A 26,347-nucleotide genomic window follows, 5' to 3' on the forward strand; every position below is an offset into this window, starting at 1 on the left:
TCATTCGGCATGCATGGCGACCGGGATGCGGTGGCGCCCGAAGTGGCCGGCCTGTGTGTCGAACCTTCCCGCCAGCGGCGTGTGGCATTGCGGGCACTGGCCCTGCGGCGTTACGCGGTATTCCAGAATCTCGTACCAGTCACGCACAATAAGCGGCGTCCGGCACTGCGCACAATACGTCGTGTCGCCCTCGGGGTCGTGCACATTGCCGGTGTACACGTAATGCAGGCCGGCATTCATGGCGATGCGGCGCGCGCGTTGCAGCGTTGCGGCGGGTGTGGCAGGGATATCGAGCATCTTGTAGTCGGGGTGAAAGGCGCTGAAGTGCAGCGGCACGTCGGGGCCGAGGTTTTCCATGATCCACTCGCTCATGCGGGTAAGCTCTTCATCGGAGTCATTGTGGCCCGGGATGAGCAGGGTGGTGATTTCAAACCACACCTGGGTCTCGTGCTTTAGATACTTGAGCGTTTCCAGCACCGGCGCGAGGCGGGCGCCGGTGAGCTTGTAGTAAAACTCGTCGGTGAACGCCTTCAGGTCGACGTTGGCCGCATCTATTTTGGCGTAGAAATCACGTCGCGGTTCGGCGTGCATATACCCTGCGGTTACTGCCACGGTCCGAATGCCGCGCGCGTGGCAGGCGTCCGCAACGTCCATCGCATATTCGGCGAAGATCACCGGATCGTTATAGGTAAACGCCACGCTCTTGCAGCCGAGGTCGCGGGCCTTGCGCGCGATGGCTTCCGGACTTGCCTCGTCGGTCAGGCGGTCAAAGTCGCGCGATTTTGAAATATCCCAGTTCTGGCAAAACTTGCAGGCGAGATTGCAGCCTGCGGTGCCGAAGGAAAATACGCTGCTACCGGGGTAGAAATGGTTGAGCGGCTTCTTCTCGATCGGATCTATGCAGAAACCGGATGAGCGCCCGTAGGTTGTCAGCACCATCTGGTCGCCGATGCGGCTGCGCACAAAGCAGGCGCCGCGCTGGCCCTCGTGCAGCTTGCAGTCGCGCGGGCAGAGATCGCACTGGATGCGTCCGTCGTCCAGTTTGTGCCAGTAGCGGCCGGGAAAGTTCTCGTTAGTCATAGTGTGCCCGATGCTGTCCCGGCTTCAGCCAATGAATCCCGTTCATGCCATTTGCGTACGGTGTAGCGGTAGACCTCGATTTCCTGCGCCCAGAAATCAGCGGGCAAGCCCGCTTTTTGCTTGAGCTCGCGCAGGAAATCGCGCGTACCGGGCAGGTGTTGCCACACCTGCGGCAGGAAGGTGCCGCGTTGCGCGCCGTAGCGCAGCACCACGCCATCGGTGTGAGGCCGCAGTTGCGCGTGCAGATCGGACTCGTCCTTGAAATCCAGCGGCTCCATCCGCGAGAGCAGTGAAATCTCGATGCACGTGTGCGGCAGTTCGGGGGCGGTCAACGGTATAAAGCGCGGATCGTGGAACGCGGCGGCGACCGCGTTGGCGCGCACGTCTTCCATGAGCGGGCGATGTGCCTCAAGTGTGCCGATGCACCCACGCAGCCTGTCATGCTGCGTGAGCGTGACGAAGCACGCACCGCGCTCGCGGAGCCAGTCCGCCGCAGCTGGGTTGGCGGCTGGCCCACCCAGCGCCGCGTGGATACTGGCGCGTGCAAGGCCAAGCAGGATTGCGCCTTGCTCAGTGTGCATGTGTCTCGTCCTCATAAAATGCAAAGGCGCTGTAGCCCACGACCTGATCGCGCGGCCCGGCGGTGTCGCCGGAATTGCGCAGATCGAGCAGCGTGGAGCGCAACCGGCGTCTGCGCGCGACCGCCAACAAGCCGTTTACCGGCGTGGCGCCGCAGGCCTGTTCGTGCGTCAGCGTTCCCGGGCCGAGGGCAAGAATCTGCTGCGCCGTTGCTCCGTCCACGTCGCACGCGGTGGCGTAGGACAGATAGTGTGAAAGGTCGGAACTGATTACGATGAGGGTTTCCGCCCCGCCCCACAATGCGTCTATCACCTCGGCCACCTCGTCGGGCGTGGCATCGCCCACGGCCAGTGGCACTATGCTGAAATCACCCAGCAGGCGTTGCAGGAACGGCAACTGCACTTCGAGTGAGTGCTCCAGCGCGTGCGCGGCGGCGCTTACGCCGACCTGCGGCAGATGCGCGATGGCATGCATAGCATCAGCATCCACCGGGATCACGCCGAGCGGCGTTGCCAGGGCCTGCGCCTCCGGCAGCGCGAGTCCGCGTATCGGCACGCGATGTACCGGCCCGAGCAGTACCACGCGGCGGATCCTGTGTGCCGCCTGCCTCAGGCGCGCATAGGCGCTCGCTGCGACTGGCCCGGAGTACACATAACCCGCATGCGGCACGATGATCACTTTAGGCGCTGTCTCGGAAAATTCATTACTCACGGCACTCAATAACTCATCTACCGTGCGTACAAGCTCGGTGGGGCGGGCGGGGTAAAAACTGCCGGCAACGGCAGGTGGACGGATAGTATGTGACATAGGGCAGATATGGGGGCGTACGGCGCCTATCTCAAGGTTGCAGCGCACCGGTGCGAGTGTTTTCGAGGCTGGACCAAGCGTAGTCGAAGGGCTCAGGATGAGTTCACAGCGTGCGCGCCAACAAGGCGCGCAATTCCTTGAGCGGGCGCGTGTTCAGGACGTCGCCCTTCTCCAGCCAGCCACGCCGCGCCTGGCCCACGCCAAAGCGCAAATTGTCGAACTGGTTTGCGCTGTGTGCATCGGAGTTGATGGCGACCAGCACGCCTTCCTCTTTTGCCATCTGGGCGTAGATGTCGAGCAGGTCGAGCCGTTCCGGGTGCGCATTGATCTCCAGAAAACAGCCACGTTCGCGCGCATGGCGGATGATGCGCAGCATGTCGGCATCATAGGGGGCGCGCTCCTCGATCAGGCGCCCGGTGGGGTGGGCAAGGATGGAGAAGTGCGGATGATCCATCGCCTTCAGAATGCGTGTAGTCTGTTTGGCCCGAGAGAGATTGAAGTGGCTGTGCACTGCAGCAACCACGATATCGAGTTGCCCCAGTAAATTATCCGGCAAATCCAGCGCACCGTCTTCCAGAATGTCCACCTCGATGCCCTTGAGCAGCGTGATGCCTTTGAGTCTGGCATTCAGCCGGTCGATCTCGCCCATCTGTGCCAGTAGTCGTTGTGGAGTGAGGCCATGAGCGATTGTGAGGTGGCGAGAGTGTTCAGTGATGGCGAGATATTCAAGGCCGTGTTGCCTCGCCGCCTCTGCCATTTCGCGCAGCGTATTGCGCCCGTCGGTGGCCTTGGTATGCGCATGCAGGTCGCCGCGCAGATCGGCGAGTTGGATCAGCCTGGGCAGCCGGTGCGCGCGCGCCGCTTCGATTTCGCCACGGTTTTCGCGCAGCTCCGGTTCGATATAGGGCAGGCCGACGGCTGCATATACCGATTCTTCGGTTTGGCCCGCGATGCGCTGTTTGCCGCGGAATACACCGTACTCGTTGATCTTGAGACCCATCTCCTGACCGATCTTGCGAATCGTGATGTTGTGCGATTTGCTGCCGGTAAAATAGTGCAGCGCGGCGCCGTACGCCTGTTGCGCCACCACGCGGATGTCCACCTGCAGTTTGGAGCGAAGGCGCACTGTGGCGCGCGTGGTGCCCTTGGATACAACTTCCGCCACTTCGTCATAGTTGACGAAACGATCCATGACCGGGCTGCTACGACTCGCGGTGACGAGGATATCGAGGTCGCCCACGGTTTCCTTGCAACGGCGAAAACTTCCCGCCACGATCACCTGCTGTACACTGGGCACGGCCTTGAGGTAATCCACCAGCCGTTCGCCATATTGTGCCGCCAGCGCCAGCTTGAAGCGAGCGGTGGTACCGGCTTGCATATCGATGGCATGCAGTATTTTTGCTTCGGTCTTCTCGCCAAATCCGTGCAGAAGTCGGATGCGTCCGTCGCGCGCGGCGCGCGCCAGTTGGTCGAGCGAGTGGATGTCCAGTTCGTGGTAGAGAACCTTGACCTTCTTCGGGCCGAGGCCGGGGAGTTTGAGCAATTCGACGAGCGCGGGCGGAGTCTGTTTTTTCAGCTTGCGCAGCAGGGCGCAGGTGCCGGTGTCGACGATCTCGCGTATTTTTGCGGCAAGGTCGTCGCCGATGCCGGGCAGATCGGTGAGATCGGCACCGCCCGCGATCATGGCGCCCGCTTCGCGGTTGAGGTCGCTGATCACGCGCGCGGCATTGCGGTAGGCGCGGATCCGGAACGGATTGGCGCCTTCGATTTCCAGCAGGCCCGCGATCTCCTCAAACACCGCTGCGATGTCAGTGTTATGGACGACCATGATTCATGCTCATGTGACGCAATGCCAACGCTGTAGCCTGGCTACACCTTTCTCTTTTTCTCCTGCGCCTGCTCGCGTGAGATGAGCTTGGCTAGCGCCGACAGTTCCTCGGCCAGCAGCTCGATAATATCGTCCAGTGCGAGTATGCCGACCAGACCACCGCTGGCATTCACTACCGGCAGTCTGCGTACGCCCTTCATGCGCATGAGCTGAATGGTTTCGAAGACGCCATCCGTGTCACGGGCGCTGGCGAGCTCGAAGCTCATGATATCGCCCACGCTGACCTTGTCGAGATCAACATTTTTTGCCACTACCTCAACGACGATGTCACGATCGGTCAGGATCCCGACCGGCACTCTCTGGGCGTCTTTCTCGTCCACCACCAGCACATTGCCGACATGATGCTGACGCATGAGTTGCGCGGCCTCGCGCACGGAGTCTTCCCGGCGCACGAATACCACTGCACGACTGCAGAGTTCACCGATGGGCATAATGCCTCCTGTTGCGTAGGATTACCCTGCAGATCATGAGGGCAGACAGGCAGGGCTGCAAGGCCGCTGCTAAAATTACGGGCGCGACAAAGCAGCAGGGTGCAGGTAACAAAGGTAGGGCTTGCTGAAAAATGGCGTCCCCAAGGGGATTACTCGCGCCATCCATGGCGCTCGCCCTTCGGGCCAGCGTCGCTTCACGACGCTGTTCCGCGCACGCTCCCGGCGTGCGCAGGTCGAACCTTCGGTTCTCATCCCCTTGGGGAAAGCAGTACACAAAAAAGCGGGGCGCCTGAAAGTAGGCGCCCCGCTTTATTTGTTAATGGCGTCCCCAAGGGGATTCGAACCCCTGTCGCCGCCGTGAAAGGGCAGTGTCCTAGGCCTCTAGACGATGGGGACTGATAATGATGTGTGAACCTGTCGTGTAGCAACGTGGTGGAGCCAGGCGGGATCGAACCGCCGACCTCTTGCATGCCATGCAAGCGCTCTCCCAGCTGAGCTATGGCCCCGAAATCAAGGCGCTATTCTAGGTGGCGGGGTGGGCAGCGTCAAGAAATTGCGGGAAAAGCTGCCGGGTGTGCGCTGCTCACATGTTTTTAATCACCGCGTCACCAAACCCTGAGGTGCTGACCAGCGTGGCATCAGGCATCAACCGGGCGAGATCGGCGGTCACGGTTTTGGCGGCGATGGCCCCCGACACGCCTTTAATGACCAGGTCAGCGGCCTCTTTCCATCCCAGATGGCGCAGCATCATCTCGGCGGAGAGGATGATCGAGGCCGGGTTGAGCTGGTTCTTGCCGGCGTACTTCGGCGCCGTGCCATGGGTGGCCTCGAACATGGCGACGGCATCGGATAGATTCGCGCCCGGTGCCATGCCAATGCCGCCGACCTGTGCAGCCAGCGCATCGGAGATGTAGTCGCCGTTGAGGTTGAGTGTGGCGATTACGCTGAAATCTTCCGGGCGCAGCAGTATCTCCTGTAAAAAGGCGTCCGCAATCACGTCCTTGATGATGATTTCTTTATCAGTGTGCGGATTTTTCATTCGGCACCACGGCCCTGCATCTATCTGCGATGCGCCGAACTCACGCTGGGCGAGTGCGTAGCCCCAGTTGCGGAAGCCGCCCTCAGTGAACTTCATGATGTTGCCCTTGTGCACCAGCGTCACCGAGTCGCGATGGTTGTCGATGGCATACTGGATCGCCTTGCGCACCAGCCGCTCCGTGCCCTCACGCGACACCGGCTTGATGCCGATGCCGGAGCTTTCCGGGAAGCGGATTTTCTTCACGCCCATCTGATGTTGCAGAAAGTCGATGACTTTTTTTACCTCCGGCGTGCCCGCCGCCCATTCGATACCGGCGTAGATGTCTTCCGAATTTTCGCGGAAGATCACCATGTCTGTTTTCTCCGGCTGTTTCAGCGGGCTGGGTGTGCCGGTGTAGTAGCGCACCGGGCGCAGGCAAACATACAAGTCCAGTTCCTGACGCAACGTGACGTTGAGCGAACGCATGCCGCCGCCGACGGGTGTCGTGAGCGGCCCCTTGATGGAGACCACATAGTCGCGTAGCGCGCGTAGCGTTTCCTCGGGTAGCCAGGTGTCACCACCGTACAGCTTTACCGCCTTTTCACCCGCATATACCTCCATCCAGACGATGCGGCGGCGGTTGGCATAGACCTTGGTCACGGCGGCATCGACCACGTGGCGCATTACGGGGGTGATATCCATTCCGATGCCATCGCCCTCAATGAACGGAATGATCGGACGCTCAGGCGTTTGCAGGCTGTAGTCAGCGTTGACGTGGATGCGCTCACCTTCGGAAGGGACAATGATATGCGTGTCAGCCATGGGGATTTCCGGTCAATTTAAGGTAAAGAACGGCTGAATTTTAGCATTAACGGCTGGAGTGGCATAAGATTTGTATCACCTATACCTTCAGCAGTGCCCACACACGGGACAGGAGGCTGACATGAAATTTTTTATCGACAGTGCAAATCTGGATGACGTACGCAAGGCAGTAGAACTCGGCATGGCGGACGGCGTGACCACCAATCCCAGCCTCATGGCCAAGGAAACCGGGATCAGCTTTCACAAGCAGATTGCCACCATATGCGCCTTGGTCAGTGGCCCGGTAAGCGCTGAGGTGACCTCGCTCGACTATGCCGAGATGCTCAGGCAGGGCCGTGAGCTGGCCAGTATCGCGCCCAACGTCACGGTAAAGCTGCCACTCACGCCCGACGGCCTGCGCGCCTGCCGCGATCTCGCGGATGAAGGCACCCAGGTCAATGTGACGCTGTGCTTTTCAGCGGCGCAGGCGATACTCGCGGCCAAGGCCGGCGCGAGCTTTGTCTCGCCCTTTGTTGGGCGACTGGACGATGTGGGCGAACACGGCATGAGTCTGATTGCCGAGATTGTGGACATCTACAACAACTACGACTGGCCGACAGAGGTGCTGGTGGCCTCGGTGCGCCATCCCACGCACGTGCTGGAGGCCGCGCGCATCGGCGCTGATGTAGTGACTCTGCCATTCAAGGTGCTGGAGCAGATGTACAAGCACCCGCTGACGACCATGGGAATCGATCAGTTCATGGCCGACTGGAAGAAGAGCGGGCTGTAAAACTAAGGCACAAGGGGCAAATCAGGGCAGCGCCCTGTTGCCCTCGTATCCAGTTATTACTGCTGCTTCTAATTAAAACGTGTCGCCATTCCAGCCCCAGAGCGCGCCCTTGGCGTTGGCAAACTCGATATATACCCGTTCCTGTGGAATATCCGTCTGCTCTGCCATCAGATCACACAAGGCCTTCGAGAGCGCTGCGGTCTTGCTCTCCGGCAGACCGATGCTTTTGAGTTCGAGATAGGCGAGCGGCGCGTCCGTGCCCGCAAACAGCATGGACAGGGGCGGCTCCAGCGCCACCATCACATAGCTCTCCGGCTTGCCGAGTTCACTGGCCACCGTGCGCGAGGCCTGTGCCAGCAGTGCCTTGGCGGTATCCGGTGCAAGCGGGGTGTTGGTTTGTATTTTGAGGTAGGGCATCGCAGCTCCTGTTGTGGGTGTGGCCAAACGGAAATTTACTGGGTTTGCGGATAGTTCAGTTCCATCCCGCGACTTTATCGTTTATTCTTACTGGTTTACGAGCTTATTACAAAAGTTGGCGTCATGGCAGGCGTCGGTTTGCGGGTTTTCTTGGTTCAGGAGTGGTGGCAGTGGAATTAACAGGCGCAGAGATACTGGTGCGGTCGCTCAAGGACGAGGGCGTGGAGTATGTCTTTGGCTATCCCGGCGGCGCGGTGTTGCACATCTATGATGCGCTTTACCGGCAGGAGGATGTGAAGCACATCCTGGTGCGCCACGAGCAGGGCGCAACCCATGCCGCCGACGGCTACGCACGCTCCACCGGCAGGCCCGGCGTGGTGCTGGTGACTTCGGGGCCGGGTGCGACCAATGCCGTGACCGGCATCGCCACCGCCTACATGGACTCCATCCCGCTGGTGGTGATCACCGGGCAGGTGCACACCTGGGCCATCGGCAGCGACGCCTTTCAGGAAGTGGACTCCGTGGGCATTACGCGCCCGTGCGTGAAGCACAATTTTCTGGTCAAGGACGTGAAAGACCTCGCGACCACGATCAAGAAGGCCTTTTACATCGCCACCACGGGTCGCCCCGGCCCGGTGGTGGTGGACGTGCCCAAGGATGTCACCGCCCAGATAACGGAGTACGCCTACCCCAAAAAGGTGGCATTGCGCTCCTACAAGCCCGTGGTTGAAGGACATCCGGGCCAGATCAAGAAGGCGGTGGAGCTGCTGCTCGCTGCCAAACGCCCGATGATTTACAGTGGCGGCGGCGTGATTCTGGGTGAGGCATCCAAAATCCTTACCGAGTTTACGCGTCTACTGGGTTGCCCCATCACCAACACGTTGATGGGTCTCGGCGCCTATCCCTCCAACGACAAGCAGTTTGTCGGCATGCTGGGTATGCACGGGACCTACGAAGCCAACATGGCGATGCACGAGTGTGATGTGCTGATTGCCATCGGTGCGCGTTTTGATGACCGCGTGGTGGGAAAGGTGGAGTTGTTCTCGCCCGGCTCGAAGAAGATACACATCGACATCGACCCATCGTCGATCTCGAAGAGCGTGCGCGTGGACGTGCCTATCGTGGGTTCGGTGGGCAATGTGCTGGCTGAAATGCTCAAGCTCATCAAGGCGGCCAGGAAACAGCCCGACAAGACGGCGCTGGCGGCGTGGTGGAAGCAGATCAACCAATGGCGCGCCAAGGACTGCCTGCGTTACGACCACAAGAGCAAGCTCATCAAGCCGCAGGCGGTGCTGGAGAAGCTGTACCAGTTGACCAAGGGCGATGCCTTTGTCACCTCCGACGTGGGCCAGCACCAGATGTGGGCGGCGCAGTTTTACCGGTTCGACAAGCCGCGCCGCTGGATCAACTCCGGTGGGCTCGGCACCATGGGTTTCGGCCTGCCGGCGGCGATGGGCGTGCAGTTGGCCCACCCCAAGGCTACGGTGGCCTGTGTCACGGGCGAGGCCAGCATCATGATGTGCATACAGGAGCTGTCCACCTGCAAGCAGTATGGCCTGCCGATCAAGATCATCAACCTCAACAACCGTTATATGGGCATGGTGCGGCAGTGGCAGGAGTTCTTCTACAAGGGCCGCTATTCGCACTCCTACATGGACGCGCTGCCTGATTTCGTGCAGCTGGCGGAAAGCTTTGGCCACGTGGGCATGAAGATCGAGAAGCCCGGTGACGTCGAGCCTGCTCTGAAAGAGGCGCTGAAGCTGAAAGACCGGCTGGTATTCATGGACTTCATCACCGATCAGACCGAGAATGTGTATCCGATGATTGAGGCGGGCAAGGGGCATCATGAGATGCATCTTTCACCCGAGCGGGAACTGGCGTGAACGATATGCGACACATCATTTCAATTTTGATGGAAAACGAATCCGGCGCACTATCGCGGGTCGCTGGGCTGTTCTCCGCGCGCGGCTACAACATCGAGTCACTCACTGTGGCACCGACCGAAGACCCGTCGCTGTCACGCATGACGCTGGTGACCAGTGGCACCGACAACATCATCGAGCAGATTACCAAGCAGCTCAACAAGCTGGTGGACGTGGTGAAGCTGCTCGATCTTACCGAAGGCGCGCACATCGAGCGCGAGATGATGCTGATCAAGGTCAAGGCAACGGGTGCGGCGCGCGAGGAGATCAAGCGTCTGGCGGACATCTTCCGTGGCCACATCATTGACGTCACGGATGCCAGTTATGTCATCGAGTTGACCGGCACCGGCGAGAAACTCGACGGGTTTATCCAGGCGCTCGACGGCAAGTCCATTATCGAGGTCGTGCGTTCCGGTGCCTCGGGCATTGCGCGCGGCGCGAAGAGTTTGAAGGTTTAATAACAACAGTAACGAGTAGCCAGGAAAAACAAAAGCCTTTGCTCGCCACTCGCTACTGTATTTATATATAGAGGATAGAAATGAATATTTATTACGACAAAGACGCCGACCTTTCCATCATCAAGGGCAAGAAGGTCGCCATTATCGGTTACGGTTCACAGGGTCACGCGCACGCCAATAACCTGCAGGAGTCCGGCGTAGACGTAGTGGTCGGCCTGCGTCCAGGCTCCACTTCCGAAGCCAAGGCCAAGCAGGCCAAGCTCAAGGTGAAAGATGTGGCCGAGGCGGTGAAGGGTGCCGATGTCGTCATGATTCTCGCCCCGGACGAGCATCAGGCCAGGCTGTACCGTGACACGGTCGAGCCCAACATAAAGAAGGGCGCCGCGCTGGCCTTCGCCCACGGCTTCAACATTCACTTCGGCCAGATCGAGCCGCGCGCCGACCTCGACGTCATCATGATCGCGCCCAAAGGGCCGGGCCATCTGGTGCGCTCCACCTACAAGCAGGGCGGCGGTGTGCCGAGCCTGATTGCAGTGCATCAGGACGCCAGCGGCAAGGCCAAGGCCATCGCACTGTCCTATGCCAGCGCCAACGGCGGCGGCCGCGCCGGCGTCATCGAAACCAACTTCCGTGAAGAGACCGAGACCGACCTGTTCGGCGAACAGGCCGTGCTGTGCGGCGGTGCAACTGCGCTGGTGCAGGCTGGCTTTGAGACCCTGGTCGAGGCCGGTTATGCGCCGGAGATGGCCTACTTCGAGTGCCTGCACGAGTTGAAGCTGATCGTCGACCTTATGTACGAAGGCGGCATCGCCAACATGCGCTACTCGATTTCCAATACCGCCGAGTACGGCGACATGACGCGCGGCCCGCGCATTGTCACCGAAGACACCAAGCGCGAGATGAAGAAAATCCTGAGCGAGATCCAGAACGGCGAGTTCGCGCGCGAGTTCATACTCGAAAATCAGGGCGGTGCGGCAGTGATGAAGGCCAAGCGCCGGCTGGCGCGCGAGCACCAGATCGAGGTGGTGGGCGAGAAACTGCGCAGCATGATGCCCTGGATCAAGGCCAACCGCCTGGTCGACAAAGACCACAACTGAGGCCGCTGGCTGCCCCGTGCCGGATAACGCGAACGAAGAGCACCCCACAGACAGGCGTATACTGCGCCGTCGGCGCGGCATTTACCTGCTGCCCAACCTGTTTACCACCGCCGGACTGTTCGCAGGGTTCTACGCCATCGTGGCCGGCATGAACGGGCGCTTTGAGGCCGCCGCCGTCGCCATCTTTGTCGCCATGGTAATGGACGGCATCGACGGCCGCATTGCCCGCCTCACCAATACCCAGAGCGACTTCGGCGCGGAGTACGACAGCCTCGCCGACATGGTCTCCTTTGGTCTTGCCCCGGCGCTGGTGGTGTATTCCTGGGGGCTGCATTTTCTCGGCAAGTTCGGCTGGCTGGCGGCCTTTGTCTACGCCGCCTGTGCCGCACTGCGGCTGGCCCGCTTCAATACCCAGATCGGCATCATCGACAAGCGCTACTTTCAGGGGCTGGCCAGCCCGGCGGCGGCAGGAATCATCGCCGGCATGGTCTGGAGCGCCCATGACTTCGAGTTGGAGGGCACGGCCATCATGGTCGTGGCGCTGCTGATTACCGTGCTGGTGAGTGTGCTCATGGTGAGCAAGATGCGTTATTACAGCTTCAAGGACTTCAACCTCAAGAACAAAGTGCCGTTTCTGGCGCTGCTGGGGCTGGTGTCCGTGATTGTTCTGATTTCCAGCGACCCGCCGCGCATCCTGCTGGCCGTGTTTCTGCTCTACGGTATCTCCGGCCCGATACTGACCCTGATGCAGTTGCGCAGCAAGCGGCTGGCACGCAAAATCCAGGCTGGGGGTGGTGAAACCACGGAGGCCGGAGACACGCGGCCCGAAGATGTACGCAAGGACGAACCTTGAAAAATCGCCGTAGCAGCCGTATAGTTAGCCTGCGGATTTAGAAATTACCCATGACACACGCCAACCACACAGCTGTTGCCGCCCATGCCGCCGCCCGTCGGCAGGCCGTGTTGCGCGTGGCCACTGCACTTAATCTCCTGCCGCTCCTGCGACTGCTGCCCTAGGGCAGATACCGTCGAACTCCCTGGCGAGGGAATACCCACGCGAACCAATCCTGATAAACAAGCCACGCGACGATTACCAGCGCGTCGTGTAGCATATGGGCACCTCTAAAAATGCGCCCATAGCAGCAGCGGAGAATGCAGATGAGCGACAAGTTAATCATATTCGATACCACCATGCGCGACGGCGAGCAAAGCCCCGGCGCATCAATGACGCGCGAGGAAAAGATACGCATCGCGAAGGCGCTGGAGCGCATGCGCGTTGATGTGATCGAGGCCGGGTTCCCAATCGCCAGCATCGGCGATTTCGAATCGGTAAAGGCGGTGTCCGAGGTCATTACCGAAAGCACCGTGTGCGCCCTGGCGCGCGCGCTGGAAAAAGACATCGACCGTGCCGCCGAGGCCATCAAGCCCGCCAGGCGTGGCCGCATTCACACCTTTATAGCCACCAGCCCGATCCACATGCAGCACAAGTTGCGCATGACACCGGACGAGGTGCTGGAGCGCACCGTGCAGATGGTCAAGCGCGCGCGGCAGTATACCGATGACGTGGAATTTTCAGCCGAAGACGCCGTGCGCTCGGAGATGGATTTCCTCTGCCGCGTGTATGAGGCGGCGATCGATGCAGGCGCGCGCACCGTCAACGTGCCCGACACCGTGGGCTACAGCATTCCCCATGCGTGGGGCGAACGCATCAAAACCCTCATAGAGCGGGTGCCCAACGCCGACAAGGCCATCTGGTCCACCCACTGCCACAACGATTTGGGGTTGGCCGTGGCCAACTCGCTGTCGGCGGTGTTGAACGGCGCGCGTCAGGTGGAGTGCACCATCAATGGCCTCGGCGAGCGCGCGGGTAATGCGGCGCTGGAAGAGATCGTGATGGCGGTGCGCACGCGGCGCGACATCTTCACCTGCGATACCGGCATCGACGCCACCCAGATCGTACCTGCGAGCCGTTTGGTCTCCGGCATCACCGGCTTTCCGGTACAGCCGAACAAAGCCATCGTCGGCGCAAATGCCTTCGCCCATGAGTCCGGCATCCATCAAGATGGCGTGCTCAAGCACCGCACGACCTACGAAATCATGCGGGCCGAAGACGTGGGTTGGGTCACCAACCGCATGGTGTTAGGCAAGCACTCCGGACGCAATGCTTTCCGCGCGCGCCTGCAGGAGTTGGGCGCCAGCTTTGCCACGGAAGAGGCCTTGAATGAAACCTTTGTCCGCTTCAAGGAACTGGCCGACAAGAAGCACGACATCTTCGACGAGGATTTGCAGGCGCTGATTACCGAGGCCAACCTCAACGCTGAAAACGAGCGCATCAAGCTGGTCGCGCTCAAGGCCTGTTCCGAAACCGGCGAGATACCCAATGCCGCTGTGACATTGTCAGTGGACGGTGTCGAGCAGCACGCCAGCGCACCGGGCGGCGGGCCGGTGGACGCCGCCTTCAAGGCCATCGAGAGCATCGTGCAAAGCGGCACGACGCTACAGCTTTACTCGGTGAATAACATCACCAGCGGCACCGATTCGCAGGGTGAGGTGACGGTGCGGGTGGAGAAGGGCGGGCGGATTGTGAACGGGCAGGGCGCGGATACCGACATTGTGATTGCATCGGCCAAGGCCTACCTCAACGCGATGAATAAAATTCTGCAAACCTCAGAGCGCGAGCACCCGCAGGCCGGGCAGCCGATCTAAGCGTGAAATGGTTGAGTGGGCAGGGTGAGCCTGTAGGGTGCGAAGCGTAGCGCATTGCACCGGATGGTTGCCAAGACGTATGCGGCGCAATGCCATTTTGTTATTGCGCCCTACTACGCGCTGGAGCGCCTTGTTAACCGTTTTAACCCTCAATAAAGTAATCGCTGTCAATTTTCTTCGTTTCATACGACGTGACAGGAGTAACTCCAACATTGTGGTCGATCATGAGTTGGGATAACTGCTCGCCGTCTATAAGCACGATCTTAGAATCGATTTTCGCCACATAATCCACAGCTTCGCGGCTGAAGTCGGAAGTGGTGATAAAGATTCCTTTCTTTGCGCGGTGCCCTTGCAGGGCACCCGCAAACTTCTGTATTTCAGGGCGCCCGATCGTAGCCTGCCACCGTTTGGCTTGAATGTAGATGACATCGAGGCCGAGACGATCTTCGTTAATGATGCCGTCAATGCCCTCGTCGCCGCTGCGGCCAATGGCCTTTCCAGCTTCCTTTCGAGAACCGCCATAGCCCATGTTTACGAGAACATCGATGACGAGGCGCTCGAAAAAAGACGGGGAGCATTCTGTTACGGTTTTTAGAAGTTCAGCGGACAAATCTTCGCGAAGTTTCTGGTATGCCGTTTCCAGAAGCTCGCCTGGTGTTTGGAGGGTTTCGGTTTCAGTCGACTCTGTAGTTTCTACAGGTTCTCGGTGTTTCGACCGGAACTCTACAAACTCGGGAAATTGCTCTAAGAATTTCACATTGATTTCGGGCGGATTCTTGGATAGGACTTCCCGACCACGTTGGGTGATGCTAAAGTGCCCGCGTCGCGTTGACTCCAGCAGAGCCGCCTTACTCATATAAGATCGCGCCCATGCAACACGGTTGTTGAATCTTGGCTGTTGTCCGCTCGGCAACAGCTCATTCTTTTCTGCGTCCGTAAGCCCGAACTGTTTGGACAAGCCCTCGATTGCTTCCCGCAGGGGATGTTCGTTTCCGTCCGTAGCGAAACGAAGCAAGGGAAGCATAATTGACTGGTAATCAGGTATCGCCATGAGTGGTTCTTCTATTGTTGACGGCTAACATCAATTAGGATCGTTTACACTACCCTTTTTGGTCGTGATAGTCATCCTGCGCGGCTGTTTTTCGAGCGGCTCGGGTGCTTCAATCAGCTTGCCGGTTTCCACGCCCATTTCTGCGAATTTGCGTGCGCCGGGGATGAGCTGGCGCTCGAAGGATCCGACGGCGGCGTTGTAGTTGTCAACGCTGCTGTTGAGGCTCTTGCCGACCTTCGCCAGATGATCGGCGAACACGCCGAGGCGTTTGTATAATTCCTCGCCGACATCGCGGATGCGTTCGGCGTTGGCCGCCAGCGTTTGTTGGCGCCAGCCGTAGGCGACGGCGCGCAACAGGGCGACAAAGCTGGTGGGGGTGGCGAGTATTACCTTCTGGCGCAATGCGGTTTCGATCAGGTCGCGCTGGATGTCGAGTGCGGCGTTGAGGAACTGGTCGCCGGGGATGAACAGCACGATAAAGTCGGGCGCGTTCTTGAACTGCTCCCAATAGGATTTGGCGGCGAGTTCGCGCACGCGTTTGACGACGTTGCGTGCGTGGCTTTCGAGATGGACGGCGCGCGTGGCATCGTCGGGGGCTTCAATGGCGCTTAAATAGGCATCGAGCGGGGTTTTTACATCGACGATGATTTCGCGCCCGTCGGGCATGCGCACTATCATGTCGGGGCGCATGCCGCCATCCGCTGTGGCCGTGTGCTCCTGCTCGAAAAAGTCGCAATACTCCACCATGCCGGCCAGCTCGGCGAGACGCTTGAGGGTGAGTTCGCCCCACTGTCCGCGCACTTCCGGGCGGCGCAAGGCCTGCACCAGATTGCGGGTTTCGCTTTGCAGCGACTGCTGGTTGATCGCCATGGTTTCGAGGTGTTTGCTGAGCGAGCCGAAGGATTCCTTGCGCTCAAGCTCGATCTGGCGAATCTGTTGCTCGTTTTTCTCCAGCGCTTCCTTGATGGGTTTCACCAGTTGCTCGATGGATTTTTCCTTTTGCTCCAGATCGCCTTGCGCCTTGATGTGAAACTGCTTGAGGTTTTCCTGCGCCAGCTTGAGAAATTCTTCGTTGTTGCTGCGCAGTGCATCGCTCGCGAGCGCGGTGAAGGTGTGAGTGAGTTGCGCGCGGGCGGCTTCGAGTGCGGCGATTTTTTCCGCGCCGCTGCGCTGCTCGGCCTCGAGTTGCGCGCTCAGGGTGGCGTTGTCCCGGTTCAATGCGCCAAGCCGGCGCTGCATCAGGAGATAAACCGTCACGGCACCGCCCGCTATGCCGAGCAGTGCGATGACAATCAACGCGAGCGTGGAGACTGGTTCAGTCATGCGCCGTAATCCAATCGAGTAACTCAGCCGGGTGCGCGATCATGCCGTCCGCGCCCCAGCTATCGGGTTGTTCATCTTCGCCGATGTAACCGAACAGCGCCACCAGCGTTTTCATGCCCGCGCGCCTGCCGGCCTCGATGTCGCGTGCGGCGTCGCCGACGTATAAACACTGATGCGCATCGCTCCCCGCAAGGTGGCAGGCGTGCAGCATGGGCGCGGGATGCGGCTTGCGTTCGGCCACGGTGTCGCCGCTCACTACGCACGCGGCGCGCGCTGATAATCCGATCTGTTCCAGCAATGGGTCGGTGAGCCAGGCGGGTTTGTTGGTGACGATGCCCCAGTTCATGCCGCGCTGCTCAATAGCGCCCAGCAGTTCTTCGATGCCGGGGAACAGGCGCGTGTGTCGCGCCAGATGGTTGCGGTAGATGTCGAGCAGGCGCAGGCGCAGCGACTCGAACGCGGCCGTGCCGGGCTCGATTTCAAAACCGAGGCGGATGAGCGCGGTCGCGCCGTGCGAGACAATGGGGCGGATGGTGTCAAACGGCAGCAGCGCGCGATCCTGCTCCTGCAACACGGCGTTGAGCGCGAAGGCGAGGTCGGGGGCGGTGTCGGCGAGCGTGCCGTCCAGATCAAACAGGACGGTGCGCAGGCCATTATTCGCGGCCACGCTTGAGTTGGGTAAGATAGTTGACATCAATATCGCGTCCCAGACGGTAGCGGCGCGTGAGCGGGTTGTAGGTCATGCCGGTCAGGTCGCGCAGTTCCAGCCCGGCGTGCCGCGCCCAGGCCTCGATCTCGGACGGGCGGATAAAGCGCGCGTAATCATGCGTGCCGCGCGGCAGCATGTTGAGTACGTACTCCGCGCCGATCACCGCCAGCAGATAGGCCTTGGGCGTGCGGTTGAGGGTGGACAGAAATACCTGGCCGCCGGGTTTGACCAGCGTGGCGCAGGCCCGCACCACGGAGGCGGGGTCGGGCACGTGTTCGAGCAGTTCCATGCAGGTGACAACATCGAAGGCGGCAGGATGCGCGGCGGCGAATTGTTCTGCTGTGCCGAGCAGATAATCCACTTTGGTGCCGGACTCGAGCAGATGCAGTTTGGCGACATTGAGGGCGTCTTCGGCCATGTCGATGCCGGTAACGACGGCGCCATGTTGCGCCATGGCCTCGGCGAGTATGCCGCCGCCGCAGCCGACATCCAGCACCCGCTTGCCGGCCAGTCTGGCGCGGGTGTCGATGTACTCAATGCGCAACGGATTGATGTCGTGCAGCGTCTTGAGTTCGCTGTCCGGATCCCACCAGCGTGCGGCCAGGGTGCGAAATTTGTCGACCTCGGCGGGGTCTACGTTGTGAGTGTGCTGTGTCATGCCCATAGAATAACGCAGAATTATGTGATGGCGGTTACGATGTTGTCGAGAAGGAGGTAAGCAGTGCGCGCTCAGGCTGTTTCTCGCCCTTTCTCCCTCACCCCAACCCCAACCCTTCCCTGAGGGAGAGGGGGTACAAAAAACAGGTCAGCCAGCGGGGCGGATTTTCTGCGCCCAGCCGCGCGCCTTGATCACCAGTTCGGCCTCATCCAGCGTGGTGAGCTGGCGTTGCTTGAGTACATGCTGCCCCGCCACCCACACGTCGGTGACCTTGTCGCGCCCGGTGGCATAGACGAGTTGCGACACAGGGTCGTAGAGCGGTTGCGTTTCAAGGTCGCCGAGATGTACCGCCGTGATGTCGGCGGCCTTGCCGGGCAGCAGCGAGCCGGTGATGTCACCCAGCCCCAGCGCCCGCGCGCCATTGAGTGTGGCCATGCGCAAGGCGGTGGCGGCGGGCACGCTGGTGGCATCGCCGCTCACGCCCTTGGCGAGCAAGGCGGCGCTGCGCATTTCGCTGAACATGTCGAGGTCGTTGTTGCTGGCAGCGCCATCGGTACCGAGTGCGACATTGACGCCCGCCTTGATGAGCTTGTCCAGCGGGCAGAAGCCGCTGGCGAGCTTGAGGTTGGACTCCGGGCAATGCACGACGTGGGCGCGGCTGGCGGCGACCTGAGCAACTTCATCGTCGGTGAGCTGCGTCATGTGCACCGCCTGCAGGCGAGGCGACAATATGCCCAGCCGGGCCAGCCGGGCCAGTGGACGCTCGCCGGATTTTTCCAGTCCTTGTTCGATCTCAGCGCGCGTTTCATGTACGTGCATGTGGATTTGCCGGTCGAGCACGTCGGCGTACATCACGATCTTTTCCAGCGGGGCATCCGACACCGTGTAAGGCGCATGCGGCGCGAGGGTGGTGGTGATCAGGGGGTGATCCTTGTAGGCATCATGGACTTCGAGCCCCTTGTGCAGGTATTCGTCGGCGTTGGCCGCCCAGGCGGTGGGGAAGTCGATCAGTATCAGGCCAATGCTGGCGCGCATGCCGCAGGCAGCGGTGACACGTGCGGTGTGGTCGGGGAAAAAGTACATGTCGTTGAAACAGGTGGTGCCGCCGCGCAGCATTTCGGCAATGGCGAGCTGGGTGCCATCCTGTATGAATTGAGGGCTGACCCAGGCGCTTTCGGCGGGCCAGATGTGCTGGTTCAGCCATTCCATGAGCGGCAGGTCGTCGGCCAGCCCGCGCAACAGCGACATGGCGGCATGGGTGTGGGCGTTGATGAGGCCGGGGATCAGTGCATGCTCGTCGAGACGCAGTGTGGTGGCGGCAGAGTAGCGAAGCTGTGCCTCGTTTGCGGGCAGCAGGTCAAGAATGCGGCCTTCATGAACAGCGAGGCAGTGATCGCTGTAAACGGCGCCTGCCGGCTCTACCGGAATGATCCACCGCGCATGCAGCAAGAGGTCAATGGCAAGCATAATGTTCGATGATAACGGGTGCGCCCCGTATAAAAAAAGCCCCGCACGAGGCGGGGCTGAAGGGGTTTTGTTGAATAGGTTGCGCTTAGTTTTCGCGCTGTACCTTGGTCTCAACGACAACGCGACGGTTCGGTGCCAGGCAGTCGATGAGGGCAGTGCGACCCTTGACGCCATCACAGCTTACGACCGGCTCTTCTTCACCTTTGGCGGCTGTCTCAATGCGGTTACTGCTGACACCCTTCTCAACCAGGTAGTTCTTGACGGCGTCGGCACGGCGCTGTGAGAGCTTCATGTTGTAGCTGTTGGTGCCGATGCGATCGGTATGGCCAGTGACGAGCAGTACGTCCACTTCCTTATGCTGGTTCATCTGGGTAACGAAATCGTCCAGCTTGGCTTTGCCTTCCGCTTTCACCACGGCCTTGTCGAAATCGAAGAAGGCATCGGTCTGCAGGGTGGCGCGGATGGCGGCCGGTTTCGGGCCAGCTGCGACAGGTGCTTCCGGGGCTTTTTCTGCCATCGGCGGGGCTGCAGCTACGGCGTCGCCACACTCAACCAGGGCATGCTCTTGACTCCACGAGCCGGTGCGGATGCACTTGCCGGAGCCATCACGTACCAAGGTGCCGGAGCCGTCTACGACATAGGCGTGATTGTTGGTGATGCCTCCTGCTGCCAAGACACCATTTGTGGCCACCAGAGAGATCACGGCCACAATACTGCTTATTAAGAAATTCTTGGTTGCTGTTCTCATATGGTGGGACTCCTTCGCTATGAAAGCTATTTTTAGAAAGCTATTACAGATTCGTTGATATAGTTATCACTGATCAGCTGTAAGTTAGCAGTATACTGCATATTATTCTATAGCAACAAGGGGCAACAAGATCTTTTGGCTCTGTGGATAAGTGTCAAAAATGTGCATATTTGTGACGATATAATAATCTAGACAGTGTGGAATAAGGCTACATCCCCGCGAATGCCGTATCTGTGCGCTGCCGCACATAGAGCGGTCATTTTGATTGCGGCTATCCAGTTCCAGCTACAGAGGTTATCCGAGGATAAATGATGGTGTCAAGCGACAACCCGGGTGCCCGATCGAGGCATGCAATAACTGCGCTGGCGGACAGCGATAGTGTGCGCGCCGTGGAGTGGCGCGGAGGGGCATTGCGTTTGCTGGATCAGCGGGCACTGCCACAGACCACAGCGTATCTGGTGTGCCACGATGCCGCAAGCGTAGCCCAGGCCATTACCGACATGGCGGTGCGCGGCGCGCCTGCCATTGGCATTGCAGCGGCGTATGGCGTAGCGCTGGCGGCGCAGCAGCGCTATGCCGACTCACCCGCCCGCTGGCGGGTCGCTATGGAGCCGGATATCAAACTGCTTGCCTGCTCGCGCCCGACGGCGGTCAATCTGTTTTGGGCGCTGGAGCGCATGCAGACAGCGCTGGTGGAGGTGGCGGGGGATCCGGGTCCGATCCTGCTCGCCGAGGCGCGGCGCATCCACGATGAGGATGTCACTGCCAACCGCCGCATGGGCGAGCTGGGTGCGGCCTTGATGGAGGCCGGGGGCGGGGTGTTGACGCACTGTAATACCGGTTCGCTGGCCACGGGCGGTTACGGCACGGCCTTGGGCGTGATCCGGGCGGCCTATGCGGCGGGCAAGATCGACAAGGTGTATGCCGGCGAGACCCGGCCCTGGTTGCAGGGGGCGCGGCTCACTGCTTGGGAGCTGGTGCAGGACGGTATTCCGGTGACCCTGATTGCCGACGGCGCAGCGGCATGGCTGATGCGCCAGGGAGGGCTGGGCTGGGTGGTGGTAGGTGCGGATCGCATTGCGGCCAATGGTGATGTGGCCAACAAGATTGGCACCTACGGCCTCGCGCTGGCAGCACGTCAGCACGGTGTGAGATTCATGGTGGTGGCGCCCTGCTCGACCCTGGACATGAGCCTGCACAGCGGTGCCGATATCCCCATTGAGACGCGTACGGCGGTGGAACTGCTGACGCTCGCGGGACAGCCGGTGGCGGCCAGCGGGGCCGAGGCATGGAACCCGGTGTTTGATGTTACGCCAGCAGCACTGGTGGATGTGCTGGTGACGGAGCGCGGCGTGGTGCTGGCGCCGGACAGGCGCCAGATTGCGGCGTTGGCGAGCGCCTGAGCCAGCGTTCACGGCCTCATTTTAGGTGCCGGATAGGGGGTGTTTATGCTATCCTAGGCGCTCACAAAAACAGTGCCTGATACCTTGATTTTTCCAGTTCTGACACACGCCCTACTGAACCTCTCTGATGGTTGATTTCGCCAAAGAAGTCCTCCCCGTCAACATCGAAGAGGAGATGAAGCAGTCGTACCTCGATTATGCGATGAGCGTGATCGTGGGCCGCGCCCTGCCGGATGTGCGTGACGGCCTGAAACCCGTGCACCGCCGCGTGTTGTACGCGATGAGTGAGCTCGGTAACGACTGGAACAAGCCCTACAAAAAGTCGGCACGCGTGGTCGGTGATGTCATCGGTAAGTACCACCCGCACGGCGATACGGCGGTGTATGACACCATCGTGCGCATGGCGCAGCCCTTTTCACTGCGCTACATGCTGGTCGACGGGCAGGGCAACTTCGGCTCGGTCGATGGCGACGCGCCTGCGGCGATGCGTTACACCGAAGTGCGCATGTCGCGCATCGCGCACGAGATGCTGGCCGATCTCGACAAGGAAACGGTCGATTTTGTCCCCAACTACGACGAATCCGAACGCGAGCCGGTGGTGTTTCCGGCCCGCATCCCCAACCTGCTGATCAATGGCTCCAGCGGCATCGCGGTCGGCATGGCGACCAATATCCCGCCGCACAATCTGGGTGAGGTGGTCGACGCCTGCCTGGCACTGATCGAAGACCAGGCGCTGGGTGTGCCGGAGCTGATGAAGTACATCCCCGGCCCGGATTTCCCTACTGCCGGCATCATCAGCGGTGTGGCCGGTATTCACGAGGCCTATCGCAGTGGTCGCGGACGCCTGATCGTGCGCGGACGCACCGAGATTGAGACCGACGAGACCAGCGGCAGGCAAACCATCATCGTCACCGAGCTGCCCTATCAGGTGAACAAGGCGCGTCTGCTGGAGCGCATCGCCGAGCTGGTCAAGGAGAAAAAGCTCGAGGGCATTTCCGAGCTGCGGGACGAGTCCGACAAGGACGGCATGCGCATGGTCATTGCGCTCAAGCGTGGCGAAGTGGCGGAAGTTCTGCTCAACAACCTGTACCTGCATACGCAACTGCAAAGCGTTTTCGGCATCAATATGGTGGCGCTGGTGGATGGGCAGCCGCGCTTGCTGAATCTCAAGCAGGCGCTGGAACTGTTTATCCGCCACCGGCGCGAGGTGGTGACGCGGCGTACCGTGTATGAGTTGCGCAAGGCGCGTGAACGTGCCCATATCCTCGAAGGCCTGACGATCGCACTGGCCAATATTGATGCCGTTATTGCGCTGATCAAGGCCGCACCCGACCCCGCGCAGGCGCGCGAAGGCCTGCTGGCGCAACGCTGGGCGCCGGGTGCGGTGCGCGACATGTTGGCACGCGCGGGCGCCGCCGCATCACGCCCCGACGATCTGGCGCCGGAATTCGGGCTGGATGCGGAGGGCTATCGCCTCACGCAGGTGCAGGCACAGGCGATACTTGATTTGCGTCTGCACCGGCTTACCGGGCTGGAGCAGGACAAGATTGTCAGTGAGTATCGTGAACTGCTGGATACCATCGCGCGCCTGCTGGGCATACTGGCCAGCAATGAACGGCTGATGCAGGTGATTCACGGCGAGCTGACCCAAATACGTGAGCAGTATGCCGACAAGCGCCGCACCGAGATTGTTCTCGACCACCAGGACCTCACCCTTGAGGATCTGATTAACGTTGAGGATGTGGTGGTGACCCTGTCGCATGCGGGCTATGTGAAGTCGCAACCCCTGTCACTGTATCGTGCGCAGAAACGCGGTGGTCGGGGCAAGGCGGTGACCAGCGTACGCGACGAGGATTTTGTCGAAAAGCTGTTTGTCGCCAGCACGCACGACACCATTCTGTGCTTCTCCAGCCGCGGCAAGGTGTACTGGATGAAGGTGTATGAATTGCCGCAGGCGGGGCGCATCGCGCGCGGCAAGCCGATCATCAATCTGTTGCCGCTGGAGCCGGACGAACGTATCAACGCCATCCTGCCGGTGCACGAATTTACCTCGGACCATTACGTCTTCATGGCCACGGCGCAGGGCACCGTGAAAAAGACACCGCTGGTGGAGTTTTCACGCCCGCGTCCGAGCGGCATCATTGCGCTCGATCTGCGCGCGGACGACCAGTTGGTCGGCGTGGCGCTCACCGATGGCAAGCAGGACATCATGCTCTTTACCGATACCGGCAAGGTGATTCGCTTCGAGGAGCAGGATGTGCGCTCCATGGGCCGTACCGCCTGTGGTGTGCGTGGTATCCGCCTGGGCGCAGGGCAGCGCGTGATCTCACTCATTATCGCCGACGAAGGTGCGGTGCTGACGGCTACCGAGCGTGGCTACGGGAAGCGGACGCCGATAGGGGATTATCCCAGGCATGGACGTGGCGGTCAGGGCGTTATTTCGATCCAGACCACCGATCGTAACGGTGCAGTGATCGGCGCGGTGCGGGTGCTGGAGGCCGACGAAATCATGCTCATCACCAACGGCGGCACGCTGGTACGGACGCGTGCCAGCGAAGTGTCCCAGGTGGGTCGTAACACACAGGGCGTGAAGCTTATCAGCCCGTCGGAAAATGAAAAGTTAATAGGCATCGAGCGCATTGGCGATGTCGGGGAAGAGCAGGACGCAGGGCCTGCCCCGGAATGAATATTTATTGCAATGAGGGGTGTCATGTCACGCGCATATAATTTCAGCGCCGGGCCGGCGGTATTGCCGGAAGAGGTTTTACGTCAGGCGGCAGACGAGATGCTGGACTGGCACGGCTGTGGCATGTCGGTGATGGAAATGAGCCACCGCGGCAAGGAATACATGTCGATTGCAGAAGGTGCCGAAGCCAGCCTGCGCGAGATCATGGCAATCCCGGCCAACTACAGGGTGCTGTTCCTGCAGGGCGGTGCCAGCAGCCAGTTTTCCATGGTGCCTATGAATTTGCTGCGCGGCAAAGCCGAGGCTGACTACATCCATACCGGCGAATGGTCGAAGAAGGCCATAGCCGAGGGCAAGCGTTACTGCCAGGTGAATGTGGCAGCGAGCGCGGAAGACAGGGATTTCACATACGTCCCCGCGCAGCAAACATGGCGACTCAACCCTGGCGCGGCCTATGTGCATTACACGCCGAACGAGACCATCGGTGGTGTGGAATTCCACTGGGTGCCGGAGACCGGTGATGTGCCGCTGGTGGCGGATATGTCCTCGACCATTCTGTCGCGGCCGGTGGACGTGTCAAAGTTCGGCGTTATCTATGCGGGTGCGCAGAAGAACATCGGCCCGGCAGGGCTGACGCTGGTGATCGTGCGCGACGACCTGATAGGCCAGACGCTCCCCGGTACGCCGGTGATGTTCGATTACAAAATACACGCCGACAACGGCTCGATGTACAACACACCGGCGACTTACGGTTGGTATTTTGCGGGTCTGGTGTTCGACTGGATCAAGCGCCAGGGTGGGGTGCAAGGCATGGCGGAACGTAATCAGCGCAAGGCAGACAAGCTCTATGCCGCGATTGACGGCTCCGGGTACTACAAGAGTCCGGTTGACCCTGCCTGCCGCTCGTGGATGAACGTGCCGTTCACGTTGCCCGACGAAAAGCTCGACAGCGTCTTTCTGTCCGAGGCCAAAAAGGCCGGGTTGCTCACACTGGCCGGTCACCGATCGGTGGGCGGGATGCGCGCGAGCATCTATAATGCCATGCCGGAGTCAGGTGTGGATGCGTTGGTGGCGTTCATGCGCGAATTTCAGCAGCGTCACGCCTGAGACAGCGAGGTTCTCATGTTCAAAATTCAAACGTTAAACAACATCTCGGATATTGGTCTGGAGCGTCTGCCGCGCGATACGTATGAAATTGCGTCAGAGATGCGCCAGCCGGATGCAATTCTGCTGCGCTCATTCAAGATGCACGATATGGAAATACCTGCGTCGCTCAAGGCGGTAGGGCGTGCTGGCGCAGGTGTAAACAACATTCCCGTCGACAAGCTGTCAGCCCGGGGCATTCCTGTGTTCAATGCCCCCGGCGCGAATGCCAACGCGGTAAAAGAGCTGGTGATTGCAGGCATGCTGCTCGCATGCCGCAACATCTGCCAGAGCTGGGATTTTGCACGCCGTCTTGAAGGCGACGACGCCACGCTGAATAAACTGGTCGAAGAGGGCAAAAAGGATTTCGTCGGCTTCGAGCTGCCCGGCCGCACGCTGGGCGTGATCGGGCTCGGCGCCATAGGGCGTGAAGTGGCAAACGCCGCTCTCGCGCTCGGCATGAAAGTAATCGGCTTCGACCCGGGTATCACCGTGCAGGGCGCATGGAAGCTGTCTTCCAGCGTGCAGCAGGCCGGCAGCGTGGATGATCTGGTGGCCAAGGCGGACTTTATCTCGCTGCATGTGCCACTCTCCGATGCGACGCGTAACCTCATTAATGCGCAGCGCCTGAAGCTTATGAAGAAAGGCGTGGTCTTGCTCAACTTTGCGCGCGAAGGCATCATTGATGTCGATGCACTGAATGCGGCGTTGGGCAGTGGCCAGGTGTATGCCTATGTATGCGACTTTCCGAGCAATCTGTTCAAGGGTAGCAAGCGCGTCATTGCGCTGCCACATCTGGGCGCATCCACCGGCGAGGCCGAGGATAACTGCGCCGTGATGGTGGCGGAGCAGGTGCGTGATTTTCTCGAGAACGGCAATATTCACAACGCGGTGAATTTTCCCGAAGTGATGATGCCACGCACCGAAGGTCAGCGGATCGCCATTGCCAATGCCAACGTGCCCAACATGGTGGGACAGATTTCCACCGCGATGGCCAAGGCCGGGATCAATATCATTGACCTGATCAACAAGTCGCGCGGCGATTATGCCTATACGCTGGCCGATGCCGAAGGGAAAATTCCTGACAGCGTGGTGCAGGAAATTGCAAAAATTGACGGCGTATTGTCGGTGCGTACGTTGTAAACCAGTGACGAGTGACTAGTTG

At 60.2% G+C, this 26,347-nt stretch carries 23 protein-coding genes and 2 tRNA genes; 10 read left to right on the forward strand and 15 right to left on the reverse strand.

The features are described 5' to 3' along the window. From amrS to icd, 8 genes are all read right to left on the reverse strand, one after another. Positions 1 to 1,080, reverse strand: a complete 1,080-nt coding sequence (gene amrS, locus Q8L89_02835) for an AmmeMemoRadiSam system radical SAM enzyme (protein MDP1707988.1) — start codon at positions 1,078 to 1,080, stop codon at positions 1 to 3. Further along, positions 1,077 to 1,661 carry an AmmeMemoRadiSam system protein A gene (gene amrA, locus Q8L89_02840; protein MDP1707989.1) on the reverse strand — a complete coding sequence of 195 codons (585 nt, stop codon included), beginning with the start codon at positions 1,659 to 1,661 and terminating at the stop codon, positions 1,077 to 1,079. Before amrA ends, amrS begins: the two co-directional genes overlap by 4 nt. After that, a complete protein-coding gene (gene amrB / locus Q8L89_02845; protein ID MDP1707990.1) occupies positions 1,651 to 2,466 on the reverse strand; it encodes an AmmeMemoRadiSam system protein B in 816 nt (271 codons plus the stop codon). Before amrB ends, amrA begins: the two co-directional genes overlap by 11 nt. Before the next feature lie 103 nt (positions 2,467 to 2,569). After that, the gene (gene polX, locus Q8L89_02850) at positions 2,570 to 4,294 is read right to left on the reverse strand and encodes a DNA polymerase/3'-5' exonuclease PolX (GenBank protein MDP1707991.1); all 1,725 of its coding nucleotides are present in this window, start codon (positions 4,292 to 4,294) and stop codon (positions 2,570 to 2,572) included. Positions 4,295 to 4,335: 41 nt separating this feature from the next. Then, complete coding sequence (locus Q8L89_02855) at positions 4,336 to 4,785, reverse strand: CBS domain-containing protein (GenBank protein ID MDP1707992.1); 450 nt, start codon at positions 4,783 to 4,785, stop codon at positions 4,336 to 4,338. 320 nt (positions 4,786 to 5,105) lie between these two features. After that, positions 5,106 to 5,181, reverse strand: a tRNA-Glu gene (locus tag Q8L89_02860). A gap of 34 nt (positions 5,182 to 5,215) precedes the next feature. Next, a tRNA-Ala gene (locus Q8L89_02865) sits at positions 5,216 to 5,291 on the reverse strand. A gap of 77 nt (positions 5,292 to 5,368) precedes the next feature. Continuing rightward, on the reverse strand, positions 5,369 to 6,625 hold the full coding sequence (icd, locus tag Q8L89_02870) for an NADP-dependent isocitrate dehydrogenase (GenBank protein ID MDP1707993.1): 1,257 nt from the start codon (positions 6,623 to 6,625) through the stop codon (positions 5,369 to 5,371). 121 nt (positions 6,626 to 6,746) lie between these two features. Here icd and fsa point away from each other — a divergent pair, with 121 nt between their 5' ends. After that, the gene (gene fsa, locus Q8L89_02875; protein MDP1707994.1) at positions 6,747 to 7,394 is read left to right on the forward strand and encodes a fructose-6-phosphate aldolase; all 648 of its coding nucleotides are present in this window, start codon (positions 6,747 to 6,749) and stop codon (positions 7,392 to 7,394) included. Between the two features lie 72 nt (positions 7,395 to 7,466). On the opposite strand, the gene Q8L89_02880 is transcribed toward fsa, so the two are convergent. Continuing rightward, complete coding sequence (locus Q8L89_02880; GenBank protein MDP1707995.1) at positions 7,467 to 7,811, reverse strand: phenylpyruvate tautomerase MIF-related protein; 345 nt, start codon at positions 7,809 to 7,811, stop codon at positions 7,467 to 7,469. Between the two features lie 170 nt (positions 7,812 to 7,981). Between Q8L89_02880 and Q8L89_02885 the strand changes: the two genes are divergently transcribed. From Q8L89_02885 to Q8L89_02905, 5 genes are all read left to right on the forward strand, one after another. After that, the gene (locus tag Q8L89_02885) at positions 7,982 to 9,694 is read left to right on the forward strand and encodes an acetolactate synthase 3 large subunit (protein MDP1707996.1); all 1,713 of its coding nucleotides are present in this window, start codon (positions 7,982 to 7,984) and stop codon (positions 9,692 to 9,694) included. A 5-nt stretch (positions 9,695 to 9,699) separates the two neighbouring features. Continuing rightward, positions 9,700 to 10,191 carry an acetolactate synthase small subunit gene (ilvN, locus tag Q8L89_02890; protein MDP1707997.1) on the forward strand — a complete coding sequence of 164 codons (492 nt, stop codon included), beginning with the start codon at positions 9,700 to 9,702 and terminating at the stop codon, positions 10,189 to 10,191. Between the two features lie 80 nt (positions 10,192 to 10,271). Next, positions 10,272 to 11,288 carry a ketol-acid reductoisomerase gene (ilvC, locus tag Q8L89_02895; protein ID MDP1707998.1) on the forward strand — a complete coding sequence of 339 codons (1,017 nt, stop codon included), beginning with the start codon at positions 10,272 to 10,274 and terminating at the stop codon, positions 11,286 to 11,288. 16 nt (positions 11,289 to 11,304) lie between these two features. Then, complete coding sequence (gene pssA / locus Q8L89_02900) at positions 11,305 to 12,141, forward strand: CDP-diacylglycerol--serine O-phosphatidyltransferase (protein MDP1707999.1); 837 nt, start codon at positions 11,305 to 11,307, stop codon at positions 12,139 to 12,141. A 299-nt stretch (positions 12,142 to 12,440) separates the two neighbouring features. Beyond that, positions 12,441 to 13,994 carry a 2-isopropylmalate synthase gene (locus Q8L89_02905; GenBank protein MDP1708000.1) on the forward strand — a complete coding sequence of 518 codons (1,554 nt, stop codon included), beginning with the start codon at positions 12,441 to 12,443 and terminating at the stop codon, positions 13,992 to 13,994. 142 nt (positions 13,995 to 14,136) lie between these two features. Here the strand turns inward: Q8L89_02905 and Q8L89_02910 are convergent, their stop codons facing one another. The 6 genes from Q8L89_02910 to Q8L89_02935 form a co-directional block, all read right to left on the reverse strand. Then, positions 14,137 to 15,045, reverse strand: a complete 909-nt coding sequence (locus Q8L89_02910; protein ID MDP1708001.1) for a restriction endonuclease — start codon at positions 15,043 to 15,045, stop codon at positions 14,137 to 14,139. 30 nt (positions 15,046 to 15,075) lie between these two features. Continuing rightward, positions 15,076 to 16,368: a DNA recombination protein RmuC gene (rmuC, locus tag Q8L89_02915; GenBank protein MDP1708002.1), complete on the reverse strand. Its 1,293-nt coding sequence runs from the start codon at positions 16,366 to 16,368 to the stop codon at positions 15,076 to 15,078. After that, the gene (gene gph, locus Q8L89_02920) at positions 16,361 to 17,062 is read right to left on the reverse strand and encodes a phosphoglycolate phosphatase (protein ID MDP1708003.1); all 702 of its coding nucleotides are present in this window, start codon (positions 17,060 to 17,062) and stop codon (positions 16,361 to 16,363) included. Before gph ends, rmuC begins: the two co-directional genes overlap by 8 nt. Beyond that, the gene (ubiG, locus tag Q8L89_02925; protein MDP1708004.1) at positions 17,022 to 17,735 is read right to left on the reverse strand and encodes a bifunctional 2-polyprenyl-6-hydroxyphenol methylase/3-demethylubiquinol 3-O-methyltransferase UbiG; all 714 of its coding nucleotides are present in this window, start codon (positions 17,733 to 17,735) and stop codon (positions 17,022 to 17,024) included. Before ubiG ends, gph begins: the two co-directional genes overlap by 41 nt. 147 nt (positions 17,736 to 17,882) lie before the next feature. Beyond that, entirely contained in the window at positions 17,883 to 19,202 is a 1,320-nt protein-coding gene (locus Q8L89_02930; protein MDP1708005.1) for a TRZ/ATZ family hydrolase, read from the reverse strand. A gap of 85 nt (positions 19,203 to 19,287) precedes the next feature. Continuing rightward, positions 19,288 to 19,950 carry an OmpA family protein gene (locus Q8L89_02935; GenBank protein MDP1708006.1) on the reverse strand — a complete coding sequence of 221 codons (663 nt, stop codon included), beginning with the start codon at positions 19,948 to 19,950 and terminating at the stop codon, positions 19,288 to 19,290. Positions 19,951 to 20,261: 311 nt separating this feature from the next. On the opposite strand from Q8L89_02935, the gene mtnA reads away from it, so the two are divergent. From mtnA to Q8L89_02955, 4 genes are all read left to right on the forward strand, one after another. After that, entirely contained in the window at positions 20,262 to 21,353 is a 1,092-nt protein-coding gene (gene mtnA / locus Q8L89_02940) for an S-methyl-5-thioribose-1-phosphate isomerase (protein ID MDP1708007.1), read from the forward strand. 127 nt (positions 21,354 to 21,480) lie between these two features. Beyond that, on the forward strand, positions 21,481 to 24,039 hold the full coding sequence (gyrA, locus tag Q8L89_02945) for a DNA gyrase subunit A (GenBank protein MDP1708008.1): 2,559 nt from the start codon (positions 21,481 to 21,483) through the stop codon (positions 24,037 to 24,039). Between the two features lie 24 nt (positions 24,040 to 24,063). Next, positions 24,064 to 25,146 carry a 3-phosphoserine/phosphohydroxythreonine transaminase gene (gene serC, locus Q8L89_02950; protein MDP1708009.1) on the forward strand — a complete coding sequence of 361 codons (1,083 nt, stop codon included), beginning with the start codon at positions 24,064 to 24,066 and terminating at the stop codon, positions 25,144 to 25,146. Between the two features lie 15 nt (positions 25,147 to 25,161). Next, on the forward strand, positions 25,162 to 26,325 hold the full coding sequence (locus Q8L89_02955) for a phosphoglycerate dehydrogenase (protein ID MDP1708010.1): 1,164 nt from the start codon (positions 25,162 to 25,164) through the stop codon (positions 26,323 to 26,325). Positions 26,326 to 26,347: the final 22 nt, after the last annotated feature.

The sequence above is a fragment of the Gammaproteobacteria bacterium genome (genome assembly GCA_030680605.1).
GTDB lineage: Bacteria > Pseudomonadota > Gammaproteobacteria > SURF-13 > SURF-13 > JAQBXX01.

Excerpts from the sequence above, each read along its gene's own strand:
- amrS (MDP1707988.1), bottom strand. The coding sequence starts at position 1,080 with ATGACTAACGAGAACTTTCCCGGCCGCTACTGGCACAAACTGGACGAC.
- amrA (MDP1707989.1), bottom strand. The coding sequence starts at position 1,661 with ATGCACACTGAGCAAGGCGCAATCCTGCTTGGCCTTGCACGCGCCAGT.
- amrB (MDP1707990.1), bottom strand. The coding sequence starts at position 2,466 with ATGTCACATACTATCCGTCCACCTGCCGTTGCCGGCAGTTTTTACCCC.
- polX (MDP1707991.1), bottom strand. The coding sequence starts at position 4,294 with ATGGTCGTCCATAACACTGACATCGCAGCGGTGTTTGAGGAGATCGCG.
- Q8L89_02855 (MDP1707992.1), bottom strand. The coding sequence starts at position 4,785 with ATGCCCATCGGTGAACTCTGCAGTCGTGCAGTGGTATTCGTGCGCCGG.
- icd (MDP1707993.1), bottom strand. The coding sequence starts at position 6,625 with ATGGCTGACACGCATATCATTGTCCCTTCCGAAGGTGAGCGCATCCAC.
- fsa (MDP1707994.1), top strand. The coding sequence starts at position 6,747 with ATGAAATTTTTTATCGACAGTGCAAATCTGGATGACGTACGCAAGGCA.
- Q8L89_02880 (MDP1707995.1), bottom strand. The coding sequence starts at position 7,811 with ATGCCCTACCTCAAAATACAAACCAACACCCCGCTTGCACCGGATACC.
- ilvN (MDP1707997.1), top strand. The coding sequence starts at position 9,700 with ATGCGACACATCATTTCAATTTTGATGGAAAACGAATCCGGCGCACTA.
- ilvC (MDP1707998.1), top strand. The coding sequence starts at position 10,272 with ATGAATATTTATTACGACAAAGACGCCGACCTTTCCATCATCAAGGGC.
- Q8L89_02905 (MDP1708000.1), top strand. The coding sequence starts at position 12,441 with ATGCAGATGAGCGACAAGTTAATCATATTCGATACCACCATGCGCGAC.
- Q8L89_02910 (MDP1708001.1), bottom strand. The coding sequence starts at position 15,045 with ATGGCGATACCTGATTACCAGTCAATTATGCTTCCCTTGCTTCGTTTC.
- rmuC (MDP1708002.1), bottom strand. The coding sequence starts at position 16,368 with ATGACTGAACCAGTCTCCACGCTCGCGTTGATTGTCATCGCACTGCTC.
- gph (MDP1708003.1), bottom strand. The coding sequence starts at position 17,062 with ATGTCAACTATCTTACCCAACTCAAGCGTGGCCGCGAATAATGGCCTG.
- ubiG (MDP1708004.1), bottom strand. The coding sequence starts at position 17,735 with ATGACACAGCACACTCACAACGTAGACCCCGCCGAGGTCGACAAATTT.
- Q8L89_02930 (MDP1708005.1), bottom strand. The coding sequence starts at position 19,202 with ATGCTTGCCATTGACCTCTTGCTGCATGCGCGGTGGATCATTCCGGTA.
- Q8L89_02935 (MDP1708006.1), bottom strand. The coding sequence starts at position 19,950 with ATGAGAACAGCAACCAAGAATTTCTTAATAAGCAGTATTGTGGCCGTG.
- mtnA (MDP1708007.1), top strand. The coding sequence starts at position 20,262 with ATGGTGTCAAGCGACAACCCGGGTGCCCGATCGAGGCATGCAATAACT.
- gyrA (MDP1708008.1), top strand. The coding sequence starts at position 21,481 with ATGGTTGATTTCGCCAAAGAAGTCCTCCCCGTCAACATCGAAGAGGAG.
- serC (MDP1708009.1), top strand. The coding sequence starts at position 24,064 with ATGTCACGCGCATATAATTTCAGCGCCGGGCCGGCGGTATTGCCGGAA.
- Q8L89_02955 (MDP1708010.1), top strand. The coding sequence starts at position 25,162 with ATGTTCAAAATTCAAACGTTAAACAACATCTCGGATATTGGTCTGGAG.